Genomic DNA, 25295 nt, shown 5'->3' on the forward strand with positions numbered 1-25295 from the left:
AAGGCAAGGAACGAAAAATTCAATGTGGCTAAGGGTTGCGGATTATACCGATTTTTTTACGTTCCGCAACCAGTTTGAGTTCTTTTTGAACAAAAAAAGAAGGCCGATATTATTATAACAATATCGGCCTATCTCAAATCTTCTGTGATTAACGACTGCGGAAAATAATACGACCTTTACTTAAATCATAAGGGGTCATTTCTACAGTCACTTTATCCCCAGTCAAAATACGGATATAGTTTTTACGCATTTTTCCAGAAATATGCGCAGTAACCACGTGACCGTTTTCCAACTCCACGCGGAACATAGTATTCGGTAAAGTCTCTAAAATTGTGCCTTGCATTTCAATGCAATCTTCTTTCGCCATTGTATCCTCTAAAAATAATCGATTTTTTATCCGCACTTTAGGCGGAAAAGTTAAGAAAAACTGACGGATTATAGCCGTTTTTAGCTTTCTACGAAAGAAAAAATAATATTGTTCATAAAAAACTCAACTTGGCATAAGTTAACAATGATTTACAAAGCCAAAACAAGCCCTATAATAACCGTACTTTTCTTATTAAATAGTACTTATGAATTCAAAAAAACACTTAGGCCATACGGCTCGTAAACGCTTTGGTCAAAACTTTTTGCATGATACTTCTGTAATTCAAGGTATCGTGGCAGCGATTTACCCACAACCTAATCAATTCTTAGTGGAAATTGGTCCGGGACTTGGTGCATTAACAGAGCCTGTTGGTGAACTTGTCGATCATCTGACTGTGGTAGAGCTTGACCGAGACCTTGCTGAACGTTTACGTCACCATCCATTTTTACATCAAAAGCTCACCGTTATTGAAACGGATGCGATGCAATTTGATTTTGGTGAGCTTTATACAAAAGAGAATTTAGCAGAAAAAGGGCAAAAATTACGTGTATTTGGTAACTTGCCTTACAACATTTCCACCCCATTGATGTTCCACTTGTTTAAGTATCATGATGTGATTCAAGATATGCACTTCATGCTGCAAAAAGAAGTGGTCAAACGCTTATGTGCTGGACCAAATAGCAAAGCTTACGGCCGCTTAACTATTATGGCGCAATATTTCTGCCAAGTGATGCCTGTACTTGAAGTGCCACCTTCTGCATTTAAACCTGCACCGAAAGTGGATTCAGCCGTTGTACGTTTAATTCCTCATAAAGAATTGCCGCACCCTGTAAAAGATTTATATTGGTTGAACCTTGTTTGCTCCCAAGCGTTCAATCAACGCCGTAAAACGCTGCGCAATGCACTCTCAACATTATTTTCACCTGAAAATCTAACCGCACTTGGTATTGATTTAAATGCACGTGCAGAAAATTTAGCTATCGCAGATTATGCACGCTTAGCGAACTGGTTAGCGGATAATCCTCCAGCTGATATTAATAAAGATGAAATCTTAGATTCAGAAGAGTAAAAAGAGCGGTCAAAAATGGCAACCTATTTCGTCGGTGATTTACAAGGCTGTTATGATGAATTACAGCTTTTATTAGAATGTGTAGATTTCACCCCTACGCAAGATAAACTTTATCTTGTGGGGGATCTTGTAGCGCGTGGGGATAAATCACTTGAATGTCTTCGTTTCGTAAAATCACTTGGTAATGCGGCGCAAACCGTACTAGGGAATCACGATTTACATTTAATTGCGACCGCACTGGGTATTAAAAAAGTAAAACCGCGTGATCGTGTCGATGCCATTTTTAATGCACCCGATTTTGATGATCTCATTTACTGGTTACGTCATCAGCCATTACTTGTACATAATGAAAAGTTAAACTTCCTGATGGCACATGCTGGTATTTCGCCTGATTGGGATTTGGAAACTGCGAAATCTTGTGCAGCTGAAGTTGAACAGATTTTACAGCACGGCGATTTTCATTATCTCATTGAAAATATGTATTCTGAACAGCCTGATCGCTGGTCGCCAGATTTACAGGGCTTAGCGCGTCATCGTTACATTATTAATGCTTTTACTCGAATGCGTTTTTGCTATTTAGATCATCGCTTTGATTTTACCTGTAAATCCCCTTTAAAAGATGCGCCAACTGAGCTCACGCCTTGGTTTAATTTAGATAATCCACTTTATAAACAAATTCCCATTGTATTTGGACATTGGGCAAGTTTAGTAGATGAGCCTACACCACAAGGTATTTATGCACTAGATACGGGATGCGTGTGGAATAATCGAATGACTATGTTGCGCTGGGAAGACAAACAGTTCTTCACACAAAGTGCGGTCAAAAATTACAGTGATTTTTAAGGAAACGCTATGCTCTCGCTTACGGCTGAATCTTGCGAACTGTTCAATATTCCTTTCTACCAATTCGCCCAAATGAAAAAATTCTGTCCGGAAGATATTCCAGCAATTAAAGCTGATTACAAATTACATTGGGATAACTGGAAAGCGATTATTCAAGAAGTCACAAAGCAACTTGGCATGCCTTTTGCAAAACCACATATTGAAAGTTGGACCAATGGTTGGCAGGTACGCGCACATTTCTTCGCTTATTTTAAATACGAGTTTAACCAAAATTCTGCAGCAATCTTTTCTGTACTATTAAATCGTCGCCGACTAAGAGTATGTTTAGATTGGCATTGCTATCGTGCTGATCGCTCACAAATTAATGTGCAACAATATAATCAGTGGCTTGATCAATTTGATTTCAAACAATTTGCTGATTTTGATATTTGGCGAGAAGATGAAAGCGAATATGATGATTTTCGCCAAGTGAAGAGCATTTCTGAAAAAGATCTTCTCTTGCGTTCAGATGAGGATTTTTGGTGTATTGGAAAAAGCATTGAAAAAGCTGAACTTCATCAAATTGATCCCGTTTCATTTATCACAAAAACTATTCAACAATTGAAACCGCTTTACGATCGCTGTCATCAATAAAGTGCGGTCAATTTCCATTAAATTTTTTCGTCTTGTTTATTTGTTATGCTATTATTACATTAGTTTAACATTTTTAACAATTTTTCTTTTTAGGAGAGCTTTATGAAAAACGTCGTGATCATTGGCGGTGGCGCTGGCGGCATTGAATTAGCGACATTTTTAGGCGACAAATTAGGTCGCAAAAAACAAGCTAAAGTGACGCTTGTGGATCGCAATGCGACCCACTTGTGGAAACCCTTATTACATGAAATTGCCACAGGTGTGATGGATGATGGTACAGATTCTCTGAGCTATCGTGCACACGGTAAAAACCACCATTTTAGCTTTGAGCAAGGCTCAATCACACGTATTAATCGTGAGCAAAAATATGTTGAACTTGCCCCCGTTTATGGGCAAGAAGGCGATATGCTCGTGGTTGCGCGCCGTATTCCTTATGATTACTTAGTGATTGCGATCGGTAGTAAATCGAACGATTTCAATACAAAAGGCGTGGCTGATAACTGTATTTTCTTAGACAGCTCTGATCAAGCACTTCGCTTCCAACAAAGAATGTTGGAATTATTCCTTAAATTCTCTGAAAACCGTGTATTAGACGATATTGGTGAAGAAGAATTTAAACAGAAATTAGTGGATGAAAGCAAAGTCAATATTGCGATTGTTGGCGGTGGTGCTACTGGTGTGGAATTAACTGCGGAGCTTTATCATGCCACGGAAGATTTATCTTCTTACGGCTATGGCAAAATTGATAACTCATGTTTACAAGTCACTCTCGTTGAAGCGGGACCTCGCTTACTGCCAGCACTACCCGAAGATTTATCCGCTGCGGTATTAGACGAGTTACAAGAAATGGGCTCGAACGTGAAATTAAATACAATGATCACCGAAGCTCAACCAAATACCCTTATCACCAGAGATGGAGAAGAAATTAAAGCAGATCTCATCGTTTGGGCCGCAGGCGTTCGCACTTCAACAGTGACACAGCAATTCGATGGATTAGAACTCAATCGAATCAATCAATTAGTGGTAAAAGACACGCTTCAAACAACCGTTGATGACAGTATTTTTGCCATTGGTGACTGTGCAGCATTAACGCAGGCAAACGGTAAATTAGTCCCGCCAAGAGCTCAAGCCGCACATCAAATGGCAAAAGCTTGTGCAAAAAATATCTTTGCACTTTTTGAGCAAAAACCATTAAAAGCATTTAAATATAACGATAAAGGCACCTTGGTTTCTCTTTCGAGCTTTACTGCATTAGGCAGTATTTCAAATAAATTTGGGAAAAATCCCCTTACCGTTCAGGGTAAATTTGCACAATTTGCCTATGTATCTTTGTATAGAATGCACCAACATGCTTTACATGGTTGCATTAAAATTGGATTGATTATTCTGGTTGATAAACTTAATCGTTATTTAAAACCAAGATTAAAATTACACTAATCTTTAAAAACAAAAGTGCGGTGAAAAATCACCGCACTTCTTATCGAAATTTAACTTCTTGTACAATACGCTTAGCTGCTGCTATTGGCAATTGCCCGATAAACGTAATTTCTTTTCCGCTACTCACTTCACTATAAATCGTATAGGCCCCTTGTTTCCAAGTATTTTCAGGTAATACATTAGAACCAGCATTAGAAACAAATAGCGTAAAAGTGAACAAACCATCGCTATATAGCGCACTATCTATCACTTCATTTTCTAATGTTTCTTGAGTATATCGAATTAAAGAAAAACCTTGTGGCAACCAACCTGCAGACCAAGTTGTATCTGAACTTTGTTCATTTTTACTTTCTTTCAACAAAGGAGGCATTGAGACTTTGTTAATATACTCCGTCAACCCTCTTAGTCTATCGTCGATATAAAGCGTCACAACTCTAAACTGATCAAGTAATTTACCTTCACTATCAAGCATATCGCCACGTAATAATAAACCATTTTCTTCATCGACAAACACTAAATACTGATATCGGAAATCATCTTTAGGGACGATACGGATCGTGTCAGCAAAACGCCCAGCCACTCGATCTTTGCCTAATTTTATAAAATCATAAGCTGAAGAAAGTTTATCAAAATCAGCACGAACAACTGCCGGCATTGCATCGACGATATTGCCACTATTAAGCGTAAATGCTTGAGTATTTGGCTGAAAATAACTGACTAAATTATCACGTTGAATAATTTCTTGTTGACGCCCATCAAGCGTCACTAATTGCGCATAAGTTTTATTATCTTTCTTAATATGACGATAGCGAAAGGAATCCATATTTGATGGAGTTGTTTGAACAAAGGCAATTTCATAATTGAGATTATCCAATGCTTGTGTCATTTTATCTAAAGACTGCTTTGCAGAAAGAGCTTCAGCAGAAGCAATGCTACTTAATAGTAAAGAAAGAGAAAGTGCGGTAAATTTTAACGCGATTTTTTTCATAAAAATAAATTTAAAGGATAAAAATTCACCACGCTAAATAACATATTAGGTGGTGAATTAACATAAACTAACTGAACTAATCGTATTATTTCTGACTATTACTGCTTACATTTAATGCATCGGCATGCATACGACGTTGTAATTCATAGTTCTGTAACATTGCACCAATACGGCGACTTTTTTGTTCAAGCTGATTTGATGTCAATGTATCTTTACTCGGCGCATTATAGCTAACCTCTTGAACCGCATTATTAAATGGCAAGGTTTGTAATACTGGTGTCTCAGGTAAATTAGAGGCATCGTTTTTATTATTGAAAGATTGAACACCAAGTACCGCCACCAAACATACACCAGCAGCAACAGCAACTTGTGTCATTGGCGCAAAGAAGGCTTTTAATTTTTGCATAAATGCAGAATTATGTGCATCTTCTGGTTCAGGTTGAGACACGGCAATGACATCGACTTTCTTCACTTCTTCAGATTCAATTAAACCTGCCATTTTAGTGGTAAAATCAGCCCCTAGAAACAAAGCACTTTCTTTACGCATCACTGCACGTACAGCATGGAATGCCTGCCAAGATTCTTGTAATTCTTTGTCTTTCAATAAAGCATCTGTCAAGCCAGCCTCGACTTGTTCGCCATCCATATAGGCTGAAAGTTGCTCTTTTTGCATAGTAAACTCCGACATTTTTATTCGCGTTGCATCAGTGGCTGAATTTTATTCTCAATAATTTCCCTTGCGCGGAAAATACGAGAACGAACAGTACCAACAGGGCAATCCATAATTTCTGCAATCTCTTCATAGCTTAAGCCTTCTAGCTCTCGCAAGGTGATTGCTGTTTTTAAATCTTCTGGCAAACTGTGAATCGTACTAAACACGATTCGTTCAAGTTCACTAGATAACATCTCATTTTCGGGTGTATCTACATCCCTCAAGTGCGTACCCACATCATAATTTTCAGCATCCTCAGCTAAAATATCTTCATTAGGTGGACGACGCCCTTGAGCCGTTAAATAATTTTTTGCCGTATTGACGGCAATTCGATAAAGCCATGTATAGAAAGCACTTTCGCCACGAAAAGATTCAATTGAGCGATAAGCCTTTATAAAGGATTCTTGCACCACATCAGGAATATCGTTACGTGATACATAGCGAGTCAAAAGCCCCGCCACTTTATTCTGATAACGAGAAACCAACAAATTGAAGGCTTTCTTATCCCCTTGCTGCACTCTTTCTACCAAAGCCTGATCTGTTAGCTGTTCAGCCATATTTCTCCTATGCCAATATCTAACACGCCTTAATATTCAAGACAGCAAGCTCTTGTTGCAATCTCAGACACAAGTGTGTGAAAAAAGTTCATACGTATCGTAATAATTTTAATTAGTTGTGATTTTTTGTACGTTTTGGATATATTCCACCATAGATTGAATTTCTGAATCTGATGATTGGTCACGATTAAAAAACCAAGAAAATAGCTGCAGATCTGTACTTGCTAATAAACGAATAAATATATCTTTTTTGTCATCTGTTAATTCATCAAAATGCTTCAAATAAAAAGGCATAATGATTTTATCCAACTCCAACATTCCTCGGCGGCAATCCCATTCAATACGGAGTTTATTATATTTTTCCATTTTTAATTCCTTAAATTTTAGGGAGCGATTATAGCCTAAAAAATAACAATAAAAAAAGGTTGGCATATTTACCAACCTTTATTTTTCAATTTCATTATTTATTCTTTAATAAATCACGAATTTCTGTGAGCAAATCTTCCGATGTAGGACCTGATTTTTTCTCTTCTGGTTTTCTCACTTTATTAAGTGCCTTAATCATCATAAAGATTGCAAAAGCAATAATAATGAAATCGATCACATTCTGAATAAACACACCGTAGTTTAAAGTAACAGCTGGAACATCGCCTTGTGCTTGAGCTAATACAAATTTCATATCTTTGAAATCAATGCCACCCGTTAAAATACCAAGCACAGGCATAAAAATATCACTAACAAGTGAACTTACGATCTTACCAAACGCACCGCCGATAATCACACCGACAGCCATATCTACAACATTACCGCGCATTGCAAATTCGCGAAATTCTTTAATAAAACTCATAATAATTTTTCCTTTAGAGATTGAATAAAAGAGCGCCTATTATAATGAGTCGCTCTTAAAAGTAAATAAATCGTTAAATGAAGAATGCACTTGGCTGGAACAATTTTTCAATTTCAGGCACATTCTTCTTATCACTCAAATAAATCACCACATGATCTCCTTCTTCAATCACAACTTGGCGTCGTGCAACAATTACATCATTACCACGCAATAAAGCACCAATAATTGTCCCCATAGGCAAACGCAAGTCACCTATTTTGCGCCCGACCACATTGGAGGTGCTTTCATCACCATGCGCTACAATTTCAATGGCTTCAGCAATACCATGTCGTAATGTAGCCACATTTTTTACATCCCCTTTACGAACATGACCAAGCAAAGCAGAAATTGTTGCTTGCTGCGGTGAAACCACAATATCAATACTTCCACCTTGAATCAGATTTATATAAGCAATTCGTTGAATCAGCACCATTGCCTTCTTGGCACCCAAACGTTTTGCCAATAAAGCGGACATAATATTCGCCTCATCATCACTACTCAATGAAAGGAACACATCGACATTTTCAATATGTTCTTCAAACAATAAATTTTGATCAGACGCATCACCATAAAAAACCAAGGTTTTTGAAAGTTTTTCAGCTAACAAATTAGCCCGTTCTTCATCACGCTCAATTAATTTTACGGTACAAATATTTTCCAAACATTTCGCTACGCCAGCGGCAACATTTCCGCCACCAACAATCATTACGCGTTTATAAGGTTTTTCTAAGCGTTGAATTTCACTCATTACTGCTTTTATGTGCTCAGTTGCACAAATAAAAGTAATTTCATCACCGGCTTCAACAATAGTAGACCCCTGCGGGCGAATCGGTTTACCGTTACGTAAAATAGACATAATACGACAATCAATATGTGGCATATGTTCACGAAATGCGGAAAGCGCATATCCAACCAAAGGACCACCATAATAAGCTCTTACCACAACCATGCTAATACGATTATTAGCAAAATAGGCAACTTGTAATGCCCCTGGATAAGCAATTAAGCGTGTAATTTCATCTGTCACAAGATTTTCAGGCGAAATCAAATGATCAATAGGTACATTCTCATCATTGAATAACTTATCTTTTTCACGCAAATATTCTGAATTACGAATACGGGCAATACGAGTTGGTGTATTAAATAATGTATAACCCATTTGGCAGGCTACCATATTGATTTCATCAGAGGCTGTTACGGCAACCATTAAATCGGCATCGGCCGCACCTGCATCTCGAAGCACTTTTGGTGATGATGGCGAGCCTTGCACAACTCGCAAATCATGCTTTTCTTGTAAGGCTTGTAACTGTGGGGACTCGTTATCAACGAGTGTGATATCGTTATCTTCACTAACCAAATTTTCGGCAAGCGTTGTTCCTACCTGACCTGCGCCCAAAATAATAATTTTCATCGTTTACTCCGTTCGTTCTAATACAAGAGGACGAATGCCTATTTCTGATGAATTTAGACCGCACTTTAATGCGTTAATTTGACGACAAATTTCATCTGTCACGCCATTAGCCTGCGTCATTTGTTCTTCAGTAATCTCCTCTGGCGCTTTTTGGAATAAAATCGCATCCAATAGCCGTTCTGCATGCATTCCATCTCTGCAGTAATGAAGTACGCCAACATCATTAAATAGCGTTGCAACTTTAGCTATCTTAGTTGTCGCAATACCAAGAGCACCATCTTCACCGCCTAATTGACGAAATAAGTCATCTTGTGGGAAACCACCACATGCCAAGAAAAAGGCTCGACGAAAAACCACGCTCCCACCACAGGTCATTCGCATATGTTGCCATGCAAACTCAAAATTAGGATGTTCAGCGTAACGCGTGGGCAAATCAATTGGTTTTAATGCTAAACGTACCACTGAGGTATCTGGTTGAAAATGAAAAGTCGCCGCGGCAACTTCTAATGCGCCCTGTTCATAAACATCATCAGCGTCTAAAAAAGCAATAAATTCATTACTTGATTGCAAAGCGCCCCAATTGCGCGCTTTCGCCACTCCGCTATTTCTCGACATAGACTCGACAACTATCTTTTCTGGATATTGCGCAGCCCATTCTTGCGCTAAAGCTAACGTGCTATCTTTAGAACCATCATCAACCAACCAAATTTTCCCTAAATAAGTTTGAGACAATACAGATTGCACTGCGCGAGATAGCGTTTGTTCTGCATTATAGCAAGGAATAATGACATCAATATTGGCAAACATTTTAGCCTCTAAGCACGTTTACATAACTTCGCATAATAGAACCCATCGCCACTATTTGGTTGCGGAATAAATTGAAAACCCACCGCACTTTTATCATCACCAAAAGGTAATGACAATAACTCCGCATCCGCGTGAGCATTTAAAAATGCTTGGATTTGTTCGCAATTTTCTTCTGGCAGTACAGAACAAGTAGCATAAAGCAAAACACCGCTTGGCTTCAGTTTTTCCCAAAGCGCACTCAGGATTTTCTTCTGTAATTCAACGAGCTGAGCGATATCGCTTTCTTTACGTAACCATTTTATATCGGGGTGGCGTCGAATCACTCCTGTTGCAGAACAAGGTGCATCAAGTAAAATTCGGTCAAATTTCACCACACTTTTACCGATTTCAGCTAAACATTCGTCAGGTTGACTCGCATCACCACACACCACTATCGCTTGCTGATTTAAACGTTCAAGATTTTCTTCTACTCGTTTTAAGCGATGAGATTCTACATCTAATGCAATCACATTAGCTTGAGGTGCCAATTCCAAGATATGAGTTGTCTTACCACCCGGTGCCGCACAAGCATCGAGGATCCATTCCTCATTTTTTGGCTCAAGCAACGTTGCCGCCCATTGAGCACTCAAATCTTGCACCGTAACTGCCCCTTCTTCAAAGTGCGGTAATTTTTGCACAGCAATCGGTATATCTAAACATAGCGCGTTAGAATGGTGACTTGTTTTTGCAGAAATACCTTGTTCTTCAAGTAAAGTGCGGTAAGTTTCGAGGGCGTTTTTTTGTGAATTCACTCGTAGCCACATTGGTGGTTTCTGATTGTTCGCCTCAATGATCTCACGCCAATTCGGATAGGCTTTTTTTAATTTATTCACGAACCATTCAGGGTGAAACGTTTGCCAATTTTTATCGATAATTGCCAAAATTTCATCTTGCTCACGTAAAAATCTACGCAAAACCGCATTCACTAATCCTCTAAAACTATCAGATTTTAATGATTTTGTTGCGTTCACAACTTCATCAACTGCCGCATGAGCAGGCACTCGCATATAAAGCAATTGGTATAATCCCACAAGTAACAGGCAATGAACAATGCGAGTTTTACCTTTAAGCGGCTTATCCACAAGACGTTTGATAATTTGCTCTAAGCGAGGCAATACGCGACACACGCCAAAACAAATTTCTTGTAGTAAGGGCAAATCTTGAGCTTTTACAGAAAGTTGCACTTCTGGAATTAACACCGACAAGGATTTACCTTCATCTAATACTTGCAAAATTAAGTTTGCTGCAATAGCCCTAGTCGAAAGTGCGGTCATTTTTACTGAGTTTTTTGCTTTGATAGTTTTAGAAGAGAATTTTTTCATTATGCAAGCACCTTACCAATAGTAAACCATTCTGCACGACCATTTAATAAATCTTGTGCAGACATAGGCTTTTTACCTGCAGGTTGTAATTGCAATAAGTTTAAGACGCCATCGACAGTCGCAATTTGAATGCCATTTTTATCCGCACTCAAAATAGTTCCCGCTGGTTTATCTTGATGAGGCAATACTTCCGCTTGATACACTTTTAAAGTTTGTGCATTGCCATCCTTATCTTCCGTTGAAAAATAAGCAATCGGCCAAGGATTAAAAGCACGAATATTACGCTCAAGTTGCATTGCAGGAAGTGTCCAATCTAATTGAGCCTCTTCTTTAGAAAGTTTTTCTGCATAATTACTTTGGCTGTCATCTTGTTTTTCGGCTATAAATTTACCGTTTTCAAGATTATCTAAAACATCGATTAATGCTGATGGAGCAAGCTCCGCCAGTTTGTTATAAAGACTTGTTGAAGTTTCAGTCGGTAAAATATCACAATAGACTTTGTGTAACATATCACCTGTATCTAAACCTTCATCCATTTGCATAATGGTTACACCAGTTTGTGCATCACCAGCCCAAATTGAGCGCTGAATGGGTGCTGCACCTCGCCAACGTGGAAGAATAGAACCATGCACATTCAAACAACCTAAACGAGGGGCATCTAATACAGCTTTCGGTAAAATTAATCCATAAGCCACAACAACCATTACATCTGCATTTAACGCTTTTAGTTCAGACTGCGCCTCTTCTTTACGTAAAGATTTAGGTTGATAAACGGGAATGTTATTTTGCTCAGCAAGTTGCTTGACAGGACTTGCTTGTAGTTTTTTACCGCGACCAGCTGGTTTATCAGGTTGAGTATAAACAGCGATCACATTATGTTGAGAATTTAGAATGGCTTGTAAATGCTGTGCAGCAAAATCTGGCGTACCAGCAAAAATAATATTAAGTGATTTCATAATGTTCTACGTTATGGTAATTGATAGTAAAAAATGCGGTTAAAATCAACCGCACTTTAATTAAGAATCAGAAGCTTATTGTTTCGCAATTTGTTTTTTATATTTCACCAATTTTTCTTTAATACGTTGGCGTTTAAGTGGAGAAAGATAATCAACAAATAAAATTCCGTTAAGGTGATCGATCTCGTGTTGAATACAGATCGCAAGCAAGCCATCCGCATCTAAAGTAAATTCTTTACCATCACGATCTAACGCTCTCACTTTCACTTTTTCTTTACGAGGAACCAACGCACGGAACCCTGGAATGGATAAACACCCCTCTTCAATTCCCGTTTCTCCTTCAGAAGCCAAAATTTCAGGATTAATCAAGACAAGCTGATTTTTTTTATCACCTTCAACATCAATAGTAATAATACGTTGCAAAATATCTACTTGAGGTGCAGCTAAACCAATACCTTCCTCTTGATACATCGTATCAAACATATCATCAACAATCTTACGAATTGCATCATTAACTTCACTAACAGGCTCACAAACAACCTTTAAGTGATCATCAGGATAAATTAATACATTAAGTGCGGTCATAATTTCTCTTGTTTTTAATGGTAGAATTTTAGCGGGATTGTAGCACTAGTGCGTATTTTTCTCACTAATAAATATAAACTTTATCTAAACTGATTTTGTTAAACCAAAAAACAAAAACCCCATATCTTTCGACACGGGGTTCTTCTTTTTTATTTAATTTAACTTAGATAAGTATTTGGTAACCTGGCGGTGCCCTACTCTCACATGGGGAAGCCCCACACTACCATCGGCATTACAGCGTTTCACTTCTGAGTTCGGTATGGTGTCAGGTGGTTCCACCGCACTATCGCCGCCAGGATAATTCTTTGATAACGTTTATTTTAAATTCTATCTATGTTCTTCATTGGCCACAAGCTGAACGTTTAGTTAATTTCTTTTTCTTTCACTCTGTTTTCCAAAAACACTTGAGCGTTGTATAGTTAAGCCTCTCGGGCAATTAGTATGCGTTAGCTCAATGTATCACTACACTTACACACCGCACCTATCTACGTCTTAGTCTTAAACAACCCTTACAGATTTATAATCTGGGAGAACTCATCTCTTGGCAAGTTTCGTGCTTAGATGCTTTCAGCACTTATCTCTTCCGCACTTAGCTACCCGGCAATGCGTCTGGCGACACAACCGGAACACCAGTGGTGCGTCCACTCCGGTCCTCTCGTACTAGGAGCAGCCCCAACCAATTCTCCAACGCCCACGGCAGATAGGGACCGAACTGTCTCACGACGTTCTAAACCCAGCTCGCGTACCACTTTAAATGGCGAACAGCCATACCCTTGGGACCTACTTCAGCCCCAGGATGTGATGAGCCGACATCGAGGTGCCAAACACCGCCGTCGATATGAACTCTTGGGCGGTATCAGCCTGTTATCCCCGGAGTACCTTTTATCCGTTGAGCGATGGCCCTTCCATTCAGAACCACCGGATCACTATGACCTACTTTCGTACCTGCTCGACTTGTCTGTCTCGCAGTTAAGCTTGCTTATACCATTGCACTAACCTCACGATGTCCGACCGTGATTAGCAAACCTTCGTGCTCCTCCGTTACTCTTTGGGAGGAGACCGCCCCAGTCAAACTACCCACCAGACACTGTCCGAGACCGCGTTCCGCAATCTTCGTTAGAACATCAAACGTTAAAGGGTGGTATTTCAAGGACGACTCCATAATCACTGGCGTGACTACTTCTAAGTCTCCCACCTATCCTACACATCAAAATTCAATGTTCAGTGTCAAGCTATAGTAAAGGTTCACGGGGTCTTTCCGTCTAGCCGCGGGTACACCGCATCTTCACGGCGATTTCAATTTCACTGAGTCTCGGGTGGAGACAGCCTGGCCATCATTATGCCATTCGTGCAGGTCGGAACTTACCCGACAAGGAATTTCGCTACCTTAGGACCGTTATAGTTACGGCCGCCGTTTACTGGGGCTTCGATCAGGAGCTTCTCTTTCGATTACACCATCAATTAACCTTCCAGCACCGGGCAGGCATCACACCCTATACGTCCACTTTCGTGTTTGCAGAGTGCTGTGTTTTTAATAAACAGTTGCAGCCAGCTGGTATCTTCGACCGGTTCAACCTTCGCCCGCGAGGGACTACAATCTACGCCGGCGCACCTTCTCCCGAAGTTACGGTGCTATTTTGCCTAGTTCCTTCACCCGAGTTCTCTCAAGCGCCTGAGTATTCTCTACCTGACCACCTGTGTCGGTTTTCAGTACGGTTTAGATAAACCTGAAGCTTAGTGGCTTTTCCTGGAAGTGTGGTATCGGTTACTTCAGCTCCGTAGAGCCTCGTCATCATCTCTCAGTGTTTAATAGAAGTCCGGATTTGCCTAAACTTCCCACCTACCAACTTAAACGCACATATCCAACAGTGCGATAACCTAACCTGCTCCGTCCCCACATCGCAGTTTATCCAAGTACAGGAATATTAACCTGTTTCCCATCGACTACGCTTTTCAGCCTCGCCTTAGGGGCCGACTCACCCTGCCCCGATTAACGTTGGACAGGAACCCTTGGTCTTCCGGCGAACGGGTTTTTCACCCGTTTTATCGTTACTTATGTCAGCATTCGCACTTCTGATACGTCCAGCAGCCCTCTCGAGCCACCTTCATCCGCTTACAGAACGCTCCCCTACCCAACAGACTTACGTCTGATGCCGCAGCTTCGGTGCTATATTTGAGCCCCGTTACATCTTCCGCGCAGGCCGACTCGACTAGTGAGCTATTACGCTTTCTTTAAATGATGGCTGCTTCTAAGCCAACATCCTAGCTGTCTAAGCCTTCCCACTTCGTTTCCCACTTAATATAGACTTTGGGACCTTAGCTGGCGGTCTGGGTTGTTTCCCTCTCCACGACGGACGTTAGCACCCGCCGTGTGTCTCCTGAGTATCACTCTTTGGTATTCGTAGTTTGCATCGGGTTGGTAATCCGGGATGGACCCCTAGCCGAAACAGTGCTCTACCCCCAAAGGTGTCCGCTCAAGGCTCTACCTAAATAGATTTCGGGGAGAACCAGCTATCTCCCGGTTTGATTGGCCTTTCACCCCCAGCCACAAGTCATCCGCTAATTTTTCAACATTAGTCGGTTCGGTCCTCCAGTTAGTGTTACCCAACCTTCAACCTGCCCATGGCTAGATCACCGGGTTTCGGGTCTATACCTTGCAACTATTCGCCCAGTTAAGACTCGGTTTCCCTTCGGCTCCCCTATTCGGTTAACCTCGCTACAAAATATAAGTCGCTGACCCATTATACAAAAGGTACGCAGTCACCCTTTCAGGCTCCCACTGCTTGTACGTACAAGGTTTCAGGTTCTATTTCACTCCCCTCACCGGGGTTCTTTTCGCCTTTCCTTCACAGTACTGGTTCACTATCGGTCAATCAGGAGTATTTAGCCTTGGAGGATGGTCCCCCCATCTTCAAACAGGATATCACGTGTCCCGCCCTACTTATCGTTAACTTAGTACCACAGCCTGGATGTCGAGTACGGGGCTATCACCCTGTGTCGCTAAGCTTCCCAGCTTATTCCTCTATCTCTGCTGCTATCATTAACAGGCTCTTTCGCTTTCGCTCGCCGCTACTGACGAAATCTCGGTTGATTTCTTTTCCTCGGGGTACTTAGATGTTTCAGTTCTCCCGGTTTGCCTCACCTACCTATGTATTCAGTAAGTGATAGTAGATTCTTCATCTACTGGGTTTCCCCATTCGGATATCTTGGATTAAACGCCTCTTATCGACTCATCCAAGCTTTTCGCAGATTAGCACGTCCTTCTTCGCCTCTGATTGCCAAGGCATCCACCTTGTACGCTTAGTCACTTAACTATACAACCTCAAATGTTTTCAATCACTTTAAGTTTTCACTTGAAAGTGCGGTCAATTTGATGCGTATCTTCATTCAACTAAACACTTGATTGCTTTTGTTCAATCAAGATTTTATGCAAAACAGGTTTTATTTTTAGATTTCCCTTTTCAGTTCCCTCTTTCACTTTCCTGCCTTGCCTACTCAGACTTTCTCTCGAAAATCTCTTGTTTTCAGCTTGTTTCCAATTTTTTAAAGAACAGTTGATAAAACTTTTCAGTTATCATCGTTAAATAAACTAAATAAATAAATTTACTTAACGATGATAAGTGGTGGAGATAAGCGGGATCGAACCGCTGACCTCCTGCGTGCAAGGCAGGCGCTCTCCCAGCTGAGCTATATCCCCATGTCATCGTTTATTTATCACCTTATTCACCTTCATCACTCACTCAGTTTGAGTGGTGGGTCTGAGTGGACTTGAACCACCGACCTCACCCTTATCAGGGGTGCGCTCTAACCACCTGAGCTACAGACCCAAGGGAATAACGGCTTTCTGCTCGATATTGTCTACAATATATCAATCAATCTGTGTGGACACTTATTGTCTCTCGTTTTCAGTAAGGAGGTGATCCAACCGCAGGTTCCCCTACGGTTACCTTGTTACGACTTCACCCCAGTCATGAATCATACCGTGGTAAACGCCCTCCAAAAGGTTAAGCTATCTACTTCTGGTACAACCCACTCCCATGGTGTGACGGGCGGTGTGTACAAGGCCCGGGAACGTATTCACCGCGACATTCTGATTCGCGATTACTAGCGATTCCGACTTCATGGAGTCGAGTTGCAGACTCCAATCCGGACTTAGACGTACTTTCTGAGATTCGCTCCACCTCGCAGTTTCGCCACCCTCTGTATACGCCATTGTAGCACGTGTGTAGCCCTACTCGTAAGGGCCATGATGACTTGACGTCATCCCCACCTTCCTCCAGTTTATCACTGGCAGTCTCCTTTGAGTTCCCGACCAAATCGCTGGCAACAAAGGATAAGGGTTGCGCTCGTTGCGGGACTTAACCCAACATTTCACAACACGAGCTGACGACAGCCATGCAGCACCTGTCTCATGGTTCCCGAAGGCACTCCCGTATCTCTACAGGATTCCATGGATGTCAAGAGTAGGTAAGGTTCTTCGCGTTGCATCGAATTAAACCACATGCTCCACCGCTTGTGCGGGCCCCCGTCAATTCATTTGAGTTTTAACCTTGCGGCCGTACTCCCCAGGCGGTCGATTTATCACGTTAGCTACGGGCACCAAGCTTTAAGCCCAATCCCCAAATCGACAGCGTTTACAGCGTGGACTACCAGGGTATCTAATCCTGTTTGCTCCCCACGCTTTCGCACATGAGCGTCAGTACATTCCCAAGGGGCTGCCTTCGCCTTCGGTATTCCTCCACATCTCTACGCATTTCACCGCTACACGTGGAATTCTACCCCTCCCTAAAGTACTCTAGTTACCCAGTCTGAAATGCAATTCCCAGGTTAAGCCCGGGGCTTTCACACCTCACTTAAATAACCGCCTGCGTGCCCTTTACGCCCAGTTATTCCGATTAACGCTCGCACCCTCCGTATTACCGCGGCTGCTGGCACGGAGTTAGCCGGTGCTTCTTCTGTATTTAACGTCAATGATGTCTACTATTAGCACACATCCCTTCCTCAATACCGAAAGAACTTTACAACCCGAAGGCCTTCTTCATTCACGCGGCATGGCTGCGTCAGGGTTCCCCCCATTGCGCAATATTCCCCACTGCTGCCTCCCGTAGGAGTCTGGACCGTGTCTCAGTTCCAGTGTGGCTGGTCATCCTCTCAGACCAGCTAGAGATCGTCGGCTTGGTAGGCCTTTACCCCACCAACTACCTAATCCCACTTGGGCTCATCTTATGGCATGTGGCCCGAAGGTCCCACACTTTAATCTTTCGATATTACGCGGTATTAGCTACAGTTTCCCGTAGTTATCCCCCTCCATAAGCCAGATTCCCAAGCATTACTCACCCGTCCGCCACTCGTCAGCAAGAAAGCAAGCTTTCTCCTGCTACCGTTCGACTTGCATGTGTTAAGCCTGCCGCCAGCGTTCAATCTGAGCCATGATCAAACTCTTCAATTCAAGTTCAATCGCTCAATACTGCTGACATAAAATGTCACTACTTAAAAAGTATAATGAATTTCTAGTTAGCACCTATTAAGACTTCAAAATTAAAAAATATTTTTAAAACAAGTCAATCAACAAGTGCCCACACAGATTGTCTGATATATTGTTAAAGAGCAAAAAACAACGACGCACGTGCAAACTTAAATATTTCACAACAGTGCGTCGTTGTGTGCGGTGCATTATAGGGATTTTCAAAACCCTTGCAAGTACTTTTTGTAAAAATATTTAAAAAAATGATCTTTTGATGGAAATATAAACGGTTCCCTCAAAAGTGCGGTCAAAATTCGAAATATTTATTAAAAATTAAACCTCAGCTAAGATCTCCAGAATGCAGGTGTAAATAATGCTAAAAGAGTAAAAATTTCTAAGCGCCCACATACCATTGCGATAGTTAAAATCCATTTCGCACTATCTGGAATGGCGATCATATTACTACTAACAGCACCTAATCCTGGCCCTAAATTATTTATACTCGCCAACACAGCATTAAAGGCATTGAAAGGTTCAACGCCACAAGCAATGACACCGAGTAAACAAATTAAAAATACTAAAATATAAGCCGAAAAGAATGCCCAAATACTACCAATCACTCTTTCATCTAATACATTTTTTCCCCATTTAATTGGATAAACCAAATTAGGATGGACTACGCGTTTGAGTTCTCGTTTTCCTTGTAGGTAAAGCACTAATACACGCGCAACTCTTAAACCACCACCAACAGATCCAGCACATCCCCCCATAAAAGATGCAGAGATTAACAATACGGGCACAAATGAGGGCCAAGCGGAAAAATCAGACGTTGTGTAACCTGTTGTGGTAGAGATAGAGACAGCCTGAAACAATACCTGCTCAAAATCTTGCCATGAAGTCTTAAAGTAACTGTATCCCCACATTACTGAAGTACAAACCCCAACTAAAATAACTTGGATACTGATAAAAAAACGAAATTCAGGATCACGTAAATAAATTTTGAAGAAATTTTCACGTCCAATCGTTGAAAAAGCACGGAAATGTAGACCAAAGTTACAAGCAGAAACTAATAAAAATAAAACCGTAATTCCGTTAATCAATGGGCTATTGAAATAACCGATACTGGCATCATGCGTTGAAAAACCGCCAATAGAAACAGTCGAGAAACTGTGGGTAATCGCATCAAAAACACTCATTCCTGCCAACCAATAAGCTAAAGCGCATGACAAGGTTAAAGAAAGGTAAATCATCCACAAAACTTTTGCGGTTTCAGTAATCCGAGGGCGAATTTTTTGTTCCTTCATTGGACCAGACATTTCTGCACGGTAAAGTTGCATTCCGCCAATGCCTAAAAGGGGAATGATCGCAATCGCTAATACAATGATCCCCATCCCACCAAGCCATTGTAAAAACTGTCGGTAAAACAAAATTGCTTTTGGTAAATTATCCAATCCAGTCATCACGGTGGCACCTGTCGTCGTTAGGCCCGAAAAAGCCTCAAATACAGCGGACGCCACCGTTAAGTGTGGTGCATCAAACAATAGAAGCGGCAAAGTAGCCAAGCCGCCAAGTACAAACCAAAAAGCCACAACAATCAAAAAACCATCACGGGATCGTAATTCTTGTTTATGGTGATGGCATGGCCACCAAAGCAATGTGCCCGCCGTCAAACTCAACATAAAAGCCTGCATAAATGCCTTACCGCCACCATCGCCATAAATCAGTGCGACAAATGCTGGAATCAGCATCGTGCCAGAAAAACACATCACAAGAATACCAATAATTCGGATAATCGATAAAATATGCACTATTATTCGCCTGTTTCTAAAAGTTGGATGACTAATCTGCCCGCAGACTTTTCCGTTAATTCTGAAGAAAAAACATCGACTGTTTTTTCACTAATACCTAAAATCAAATGAATATTTGCCTGAAAATCTTGAGATAAAATCTCAACCTGATATTTTTCACAAAGTTGTTGGACTAAATTTAGCTGGCCATAATCACAATCAAGTTTGAAAGGGGTTCGTTCAACTTTAATTTCGCTTTCAATCAGCTTTAACGCTTGTTGTACGCCATTACCGTAAGCACGAACTAATCCGCCTGTTCCAAGCAAAATACCACCATAATAGCGAACTACCACCGCACTAATTTCACCTAATTGACTACCTTGCAATGCACTCAACATTGGCTTTCCTGCCGTTCCAGCAGGTTCGCCATCATCAGAAAAACCAAGTTGTAGAGAATCTGTTGGCTTGCCTGCTACGGCAGCCCAACAATGATGCCGAGCATTTGGATGTTCTTGTTTAATCTTTGCCCAAAAAGCTCTTGCATCTTCTAAACCTTCGGTATGCTGTAAATAAGTAATAAAACGGCTTTTCTTAATTTCTTCTTCAAAAACAACCGCTCTTTTAGGAACGAGGTATTCCGCCATTTATTTTTTCAAGGTAATTTCAATAGCACTAGTCTATCACTGATGACTGGGATTTGTCGAAATTTTGCCGTAAGTGCGGTATGATATGGCTCTGTTTTTCAAAAGAAAAAAGAATATGTCTGAAATTTCCGTCACACAAACCCTAGATACTTTAGGATTACGTTGCCCAGAACCTGTCATGCTTGTTCGTAAAAATATTCGTCATCTTAACGATGGAGAAATACTTTTGATTATTGCTGACGATCCTGCAACAACAAGAGATATTCCAAGTTTCTGTCAATTTATGGATCACACATTACTGCAAAGTGAGGTGGAAAAACCGCCGTTCAAATATTGGGTGAAAAAAGGAAAATAAAAAATCGGCCGCATTAAAGTGCGGCCGATTTTTTGTAATTATTAAAGATTGCGTAAGGCTTCAATACGCTTTTCGAGTGGCGGATGGCTCATAAAGAGTTCACTTCGTTTTCCATTAATCATAAAGGCATTTAAAGACCCTTCGAGATTTTGTGGTTCGTGAAGTTGTTGCAAACGTTGCAGTGCCATAATCATTTTTTCTTTGCCTACTAAACTTGCTGAACCAGCATCTGCACGGAATTCGCGGTAACGGGAGAACCACATTGCGATAATACTCGCAAGCACACCAAAGAGCATTTCCAATACCATCGAAACCAAGAAATAAATACCTGAACTGCGCGTTTCCTCTCCATTATTGTTACGCGAACTTGCTACCGCTGTTGCAATAACGCGCGATAAGAAAATCACGAAAGTATTCAATACGCCTTGTAATAACGCCATAGTCACCATATCCCCATTGGAAATATGGGAAATTTCGTGCGCTAAAACAGCTTCAGCTTCAGCCTCAGTCATGTTGTTTAATAATCCAGTGCTTACTGCCACCAAAGAATTGCTTTTCGTCGCGCCTGTCGCAAAAGCATTCACATCGGGTGAATGATAAATTGCCACGTCTGGCATGGGAATACCTGCTTTCTGTGCTTGGCGACTAACGGTATCAATTAACCAATGTTCAGTTTGATTACGAGGTTGAGTAATCACTTCTCCATCTACAGAACGTAATGCCATCGTTTTAGACAGGAATAATGAAATTAATGAACCAACAAAACCAAATAGCAACGCCATAATTAAAATGCCGCCGGTGCTATTTCCAGCAATACCAGTCACACTTAAAATAATACCTAATACCAGCATTACAGCCATATTGGTTGCCAAGAAAAGAAGAATACGCATCATAATGTGTTCTCTCAAAGTTAGGGTTAGTATTTCCTTAGTGGGGAAAATTCACAAAAAATTCAAGGTGTAATGTAAAATTTTTGTTATCAGCATACAAACAAAAAGCGCGGTCAAAAACATGCGAGTTTATGACCGCACTTTTAAGCAGAAATTACCAAACAGAAAATTATTTTCTTACAGCAATCGCTTCAATTTCTAATCCTACATCTTTTGGTAAACGTGCAACTTCTACGCAAGAACGAGCAGGGAAGTTAGGGTGATTATTTTCTTTAAAGAAACGTTCGTATTCTGCATTAACCGCTGCAAAATCATTAAGATCTTTCACAAAAACAGTCGTTTTTACAATATCTGCAGCGGTTAAACCCGCTTTCTCAATAATCGCTTTCACATTTTCTAAAGATTGACGTGCTTGTGCAACGATGTCAGCGGGCACTTCGCCTGTTGCAGGATTCACGGGAATTTGCCCTGAGGTTAAAACTAAATTGCCAAGATCAACCGCTTGAACATAAGGGCCGATAGCTGACGGTGCTTTTTCAGTATGAATAATTTGAGTCATCATTTTCTCCTTGGTTGATAAAAGTGCGGTTATTTTTCACAGCACTTTTTCGTTTATTAATCAATTTCTTTTAGCACGTCATCAGAAAGCGATTCTTTATTTTCTGTTGATTTGCCATCACTCACTTTAAATTGTAAATTTTGGTAATACGCTTCTCTAAAGGTTACATATGGATCTTGTGCTTGGCGTAACAACTCCGCGTTATCGATATTTTTCGCACGGGCATCCACCGCTTGCACACCATATTTCACTAACGACCACGGACCACCCACCCATTCCCAGAATGGATACATATAAGCCGCATCAACCACCGCGCCCGTTAATTGGCGTGGCGTTGTTGCATTATAAATCGGTAGCACAATATAAGTCCCAGCATCTACGCCGTAGCTACCTAAAGTTTCCCCAAATCCACGTTGATTATCTACGCGCAGCTCTTTGCTTGCGCTCGCAAAATCAATAAAGCCACCTAGACCAAATACAGTGTTAATCCAAAAGCGATTAAAGTGAACAAATGCTTTTTTCGGTTCACCTTCAATTAAGCGGTTCACAAAGCTTACTGGCTCATCAAGGTTATTTGCAATGCCAGCAAGACCTGAAGAAATAGGCTTAGGCACATAGTTATTCCAACCTTTTGCAGCGGGTTCTAACACATAGCGATCCATAACGTTATAGTTAAATTTCCACATGGTTCGATTGAACCCTTCAAGGGTATCATTACGCTCACTCGCTTGTTTTGTGTCGTTCTTATTTGCACAACCTGTCAGCACAATTACGCCGAAAAGTGCGGTCAAAATCGTCTTTATTTTCATTTTGAATCCTTATATAAATGTGGGCTTATTCTACCTAATTTGCCAAGTAACAACAAAATAAATATTGCCTATAAAACATATAAAAAGTGCGGTAAAAAACCATTATTTTTACCGCACTTTCTCATTCCTAACATAAAACTAATTTCGTTTTCTGACCTTTCAGATAATTAACAATTCCTTCAGGAACATCATCCGTAAACAAATATTCCACATCACTTAATTCACCCAATCGAACAATCGCTTGGCGCGTAAATTTAGAGTGATCGGTCACTAATAAGGTCTGACGTGAACTTTCAATAATCGCTCTCTTGACTTGTACTTCGTGGTAATCATAATCCAATAATGAACCATCAGCATCAATCGCGCTAATCCCTAAAATCCCGAAATCTAGGCGAAATTGAGAAATAAAATTCACTGTAGCTTCGCCGATAATTCCACCATCCATTCGTAATGATCCGCCCGCCATGACAATATCAAAACTTTCATTTTGGCGTAAAAGATGAGCGGCATTCAGATTGTTCGTCACAATTCGGAGTTTTTCGTGGCCAAGCAATGCATTGGCGACAGCCTCAGGCGTGGTACCAATATCAATAAACAACGATGCGCCGTTAGGAATCAACTTCGCAACTTCCTGTGCAATATTATTTTTTTGTAATGAAAAGAATTGTTTACGATCCACATAATCAGAATTTTCTGCAGAAGATGGCGATGCCGCGCCACCATGATGGCGACGAATTAAATCTAACTCTGCCAAAATATTCAAATCACGGCGAATTGTTTGAGGGCTAACATCTAAGGCAGCAACCAATTCTTCCGTGCTTAAATAGCCGGATTGTTCCACCAGTTTAATAATTTGTTGATGCCGTAACGACTGCTTCATAGAAAACCCTTTATCCAAATTGAATACACCTACTGTAGCGAATTTTTACGTAATTTGCTATCGATAAATCCCCAAATCAAGCCGACAATCAAGCCTGAAATATGCGCTGCATTTCCCATTTCAACACCAAATAATGGGCTAACAAAACCTAATGCGATCCCCACTAATAACATTGTGAAAAAACCTTCTGGCAAATCAAATAAATGATGATTCAATTTATCACGTATAAATACATAACCTAGAACCGCATATACAACACCAGAAAGCCCAAAGAAACCGGGGCCAGACACATAATTTTGCACATACCCTGTTATAGCGGAAGCTACAACATACAACATCAATAATTTGACCGAACCAAAAGTGCGCTCAATCATTCCACCGAAAATAAAAAACCAAGACAAATTAAACAAAATATGCAAATTAGATAAATGTACCAGTGTATGTGAGATATAACGCCACGCTTCGCTATCTTGCTCTTCGTAAGCGGGGTAATGCATCAAATACATAATATCGTCTTCAAAACCCAGCTGTTGAGCAATATAAATAAGCGCGCAAAGTGCGGTGAGAATTAGCGTGATTTTTCCCTGTTGAGCTAAAAAGTTTTTCATTCGTGATCTCAAGTTTCTACGCAAATTTAAAAATCTGACTTTGCATTAAAGGTCATTATTTCCCCAGTAATGGGGTGGGTAATCGTCAATTCTTCTGCGTGCAAACATAATCTTGGCGACATAGCTTTAGCCTGAGGATGAGAGTAAAATTTATCGCCTAGAATTGGATGCCCCAATGCTAACATGTGCAAGCGTAATTGATGAGATCTGCCTGTCACGGGCGTCAGTTTCACGCGAGTACTGTTATTGGGCAAACGTGCTAAAACTTCGAATTTTGTGACCGCTCTTTTTCCTAAAACGAAATCCAAACGTTGGCGAGGTCGATTTTCCCAATCACAAATCATTGGCAAATTTACCTCGCCATAATCTTTCTCCAAATGTCCCCAAACAATCGCTTGATAATGTTTTTTTGGTTCACGTTCGCGAAATTGACGTTTTAATTCACGATCCGCCGCCTTACTTAAAGCAAACACAATAATACCGCTCGTTGCCATATCCAAACGATGAGCTGGCTCACAAAAACCGAATTTTTCTTTCACTCGACTCATTGTACTATCGTAATATTGTGGTTGATTGCCCGGCACGGAAAGCAAACCGCTAGGTTTGTTCACCACGCACAAATGATTATCTTGATAAATAATATCTAAATAAGGTTCAAGAGGCGGATTGTATTCAATCAATGCCATT

The 25295-nt window shown here is 40.7% G+C and carries 24 protein-coding genes, 2 tRNA genes and 3 rRNA genes; 5 read left to right on the forward strand and 24 right to left on the reverse strand.

Annotated features, from left to right (window positions below; translation table 11 throughout):
* Positions 1 to 148: 148 nt before the first annotated feature.
* Positions 149 to 367: a translation initiation factor IF-1 gene (gene infA, locus AC6H22_RS06565; protein ID WP_005627617.1), complete on the reverse strand. Its 219-nt coding sequence runs from the start codon at positions 365 to 367 to the stop codon at positions 149 to 151.
* A 205-nt stretch (positions 368 to 572) separates the two neighbouring features.
* Here infA and rsmA point away from each other — a divergent pair, with 205 nt between their 5' ends.
* The 4 genes from rsmA to AC6H22_RS06585 all read left to right on the forward strand — a co-directional run bounded on the left by rsmA (position 573) and on the right by AC6H22_RS06585 (position 4349).
* Positions 573 to 1436, forward strand: coding sequence for a 16S rRNA (adenine(1518)-N(6)/adenine(1519)-N(6))-dimethyltransferase RsmA (rsmA, locus tag AC6H22_RS06570; RefSeq protein ID WP_005627603.1), 864 nt, complete (start codon positions 573 to 575; stop codon positions 1434 to 1436).
* Positions 1437 to 1451: 15 nt separating this feature from the next.
* Positions 1452 to 2279, forward strand: a complete 828-nt coding sequence (apaH, locus tag AC6H22_RS06575; protein WP_005627602.1) for a bis(5'-nucleosyl)-tetraphosphatase (symmetrical) ApaH — start codon at positions 1452 to 1454, stop codon at positions 2277 to 2279.
* Between the two features lie 9 nt (positions 2280 to 2288).
* Positions 2289 to 2912 (forward strand): glucose-6-phosphate 1-dehydrogenase family protein, encoded by a 624-nt coding sequence (locus AC6H22_RS06580; RefSeq protein WP_005627601.1) that lies wholly within the window; start codon positions 2289 to 2291, stop codon positions 2910 to 2912.
* 102 nt (positions 2913 to 3014) lie between these two features.
* Positions 3015 to 4349 (forward strand): NAD(P)/FAD-dependent oxidoreductase, encoded by a 1335-nt coding sequence (locus tag AC6H22_RS06585; RefSeq protein ID WP_005627599.1) that lies wholly within the window; start codon positions 3015 to 3017, stop codon positions 4347 to 4349.
* Positions 4350 to 4389: 40 nt separating this feature from the next.
* Here the strand turns inward: AC6H22_RS06585 and rseB are convergent, their stop codons facing one another.
* From rseB to AC6H22_RS06670, 17 genes are all read right to left on the reverse strand, one after another.
* Positions 4390 to 5337, reverse strand: coding sequence for a sigma-E factor regulatory protein RseB (gene rseB / locus AC6H22_RS06590; RefSeq protein ID WP_005627597.1), 948 nt, complete (start codon positions 5335 to 5337; stop codon positions 4390 to 4392).
* Between the two features lie 85 nt (positions 5338 to 5422).
* The gene (locus AC6H22_RS06595) at positions 5423 to 6010 is read right to left on the reverse strand and encodes a sigma-E factor negative regulatory protein (RefSeq protein ID WP_005627596.1); all 588 of its coding nucleotides are present in this window, start codon (positions 6008 to 6010) and stop codon (positions 5423 to 5425) included.
* Positions 6011 to 6027: 17 nt separating this feature from the next.
* Positions 6028 to 6606 (reverse strand): RNA polymerase sigma factor RpoE, encoded by a 579-nt coding sequence (gene rpoE / locus AC6H22_RS06600; RefSeq protein WP_005627595.1) that lies wholly within the window; start codon positions 6604 to 6606, stop codon positions 6028 to 6030.
* Between the two features lie 108 nt (positions 6607 to 6714).
* Positions 6715 to 6972, reverse strand: a complete 258-nt coding sequence (locus AC6H22_RS06605) for an FAD assembly factor SdhE (protein ID WP_005627593.1) — start codon at positions 6970 to 6972, stop codon at positions 6715 to 6717.
* Between the two features lie 94 nt (positions 6973 to 7066).
* Positions 7067 to 7453, reverse strand: coding sequence for a large-conductance mechanosensitive channel protein MscL (gene mscL, locus AC6H22_RS06610; RefSeq protein WP_005627591.1), 387 nt, complete (start codon positions 7451 to 7453; stop codon positions 7067 to 7069).
* 73 nt (positions 7454 to 7526) lie between these two features.
* Entirely contained in the window at positions 7527 to 8903 is a 1377-nt protein-coding gene (gene trkA, locus AC6H22_RS06615; RefSeq protein WP_118817225.1) for a Trk system potassium transporter TrkA, read from the reverse strand.
* 3 nt (positions 8904 to 8906) lie between these two features.
* Positions 8907 to 9710, reverse strand: a complete 804-nt coding sequence (locus tag AC6H22_RS06620) for a glycosyltransferase family 2 protein (protein ID WP_005627588.1) — start codon at positions 9708 to 9710, stop codon at positions 8907 to 8909.
* Between the two features lie 8 nt (positions 9711 to 9718).
* The gene (gene rsmB / locus AC6H22_RS06625; protein ID WP_118817226.1) at positions 9719 to 11071 is read right to left on the reverse strand and encodes a 16S rRNA (cytosine(967)-C(5))-methyltransferase RsmB; all 1353 of its coding nucleotides are present in this window, start codon (positions 11069 to 11071) and stop codon (positions 9719 to 9721) included.
* Positions 11071 to 12027 (reverse strand): methionyl-tRNA formyltransferase, encoded by a 957-nt coding sequence (fmt, locus tag AC6H22_RS06630; protein WP_046952808.1) that lies wholly within the window; start codon positions 12025 to 12027, stop codon positions 11071 to 11073. The genes rsmB and fmt overlap by 1 nt, the downstream gene beginning before the upstream one ends.
* 75 nt (positions 12028 to 12102) lie before the next feature.
* Complete coding sequence (gene def / locus AC6H22_RS06635; RefSeq protein ID WP_005627576.1) at positions 12103 to 12612, reverse strand: peptide deformylase; 510 nt, start codon at positions 12610 to 12612, stop codon at positions 12103 to 12105.
* Positions 12613 to 12793: 181 nt separating this feature from the next.
* A 5S ribosomal RNA gene (gene rrf, locus AC6H22_RS06640) occupies positions 12794 to 12909 on the reverse strand.
* A gap of 118 nt (positions 12910 to 13027) precedes the next feature.
* Positions 13028 to 15926: ribosomal RNA gene (locus tag AC6H22_RS06645) — 23S ribosomal RNA — on the reverse strand.
* A 307-nt stretch (positions 15927 to 16233) separates the two neighbouring features.
* Positions 16234 to 16309 (reverse strand) — tRNA-Ala (locus AC6H22_RS06650).
* Between the two features lie 53 nt (positions 16310 to 16362).
* Positions 16363 to 16439 (reverse strand) — tRNA-Ile (locus AC6H22_RS06655).
* Between the two features lie 82 nt (positions 16440 to 16521).
* Positions 16522 to 18061, reverse strand: a 16S ribosomal RNA gene (locus AC6H22_RS06660).
* Together the 16S, 23S and 5S rRNA genes with 2 tRNA genes alongside form the textbook arrangement of a ribosomal RNA operon.
* 359 nt (positions 18062 to 18420) lie before the next feature.
* Positions 18421 to 19884: a TrkH family potassium uptake protein gene (locus AC6H22_RS06665; protein ID WP_005629751.1), complete on the reverse strand. Its 1464-nt coding sequence runs from the start codon at positions 19882 to 19884 to the stop codon at positions 18421 to 18423.
* Between the two features lie 2 nt (positions 19885 to 19886).
* Positions 19887 to 20507 carry a YigZ family protein gene (locus AC6H22_RS06670; RefSeq protein ID WP_005629753.1) on the reverse strand — a complete coding sequence of 207 codons (621 nt, stop codon included), beginning with the start codon at positions 20505 to 20507 and terminating at the stop codon, positions 19887 to 19889.
* A gap of 115 nt (positions 20508 to 20622) precedes the next feature.
* Here AC6H22_RS06670 and tusA point away from each other — a divergent pair, with 115 nt between their 5' ends.
* Positions 20623 to 20862: a sulfurtransferase TusA gene (tusA, locus tag AC6H22_RS06675; protein WP_005630802.1), complete on the forward strand. Its 240-nt coding sequence runs from the start codon at positions 20623 to 20625 to the stop codon at positions 20860 to 20862.
* 41 nt (positions 20863 to 20903) lie between these two features.
* On the opposite strand, the gene htpX is transcribed toward tusA, so the two are convergent.
* The 6 genes from htpX to rluA form a co-directional block, all read right to left on the reverse strand.
* On the reverse strand, positions 20904 to 21758 hold the full coding sequence (htpX, locus tag AC6H22_RS06680) for a protease HtpX (RefSeq protein WP_192885354.1): 855 nt from the start codon (positions 21756 to 21758) through the stop codon (positions 20904 to 20906).
* 163 nt (positions 21759 to 21921) lie between these two features.
* The gene (locus AC6H22_RS06685; protein WP_005629596.1) at positions 21922 to 22311 is read right to left on the reverse strand and encodes a RidA family protein; all 390 of its coding nucleotides are present in this window, start codon (positions 22309 to 22311) and stop codon (positions 21922 to 21924) included.
* 56 nt (positions 22312 to 22367) lie between these two features.
* Positions 22368 to 23120: an MlaA family lipoprotein gene (locus AC6H22_RS06690; RefSeq protein ID WP_005629599.1), complete on the reverse strand. Its 753-nt coding sequence runs from the start codon at positions 23118 to 23120 to the stop codon at positions 22368 to 22370.
* 127 nt (positions 23121 to 23247) lie between these two features.
* On the reverse strand, positions 23248 to 24000 hold the full coding sequence (locus tag AC6H22_RS06695; RefSeq protein ID WP_005643940.1) for a DeoR/GlpR family transcriptional regulator: 753 nt from the start codon (positions 23998 to 24000) through the stop codon (positions 23248 to 23250).
* A gap of 29 nt (positions 24001 to 24029) precedes the next feature.
* Positions 24030 to 24608: a rhomboid family intramembrane serine protease gene (locus AC6H22_RS06700; protein ID WP_005629606.1), complete on the reverse strand. Its 579-nt coding sequence runs from the start codon at positions 24606 to 24608 to the stop codon at positions 24030 to 24032.
* 26 nt (positions 24609 to 24634) lie between these two features.
* Positions 24635 to 25294, reverse strand: a complete 660-nt coding sequence (gene rluA / locus AC6H22_RS06705) for a bifunctional tRNA pseudouridine(32) synthase/23S rRNA pseudouridine(746) synthase RluA (RefSeq protein ID WP_005629608.1) — start codon at positions 25292 to 25294, stop codon at positions 24635 to 24637.
* Position 25295: the final 1 nt, after the last annotated feature.

This window comes from Haemophilus sp. THUN1690, from assembly GCF_059704375.1.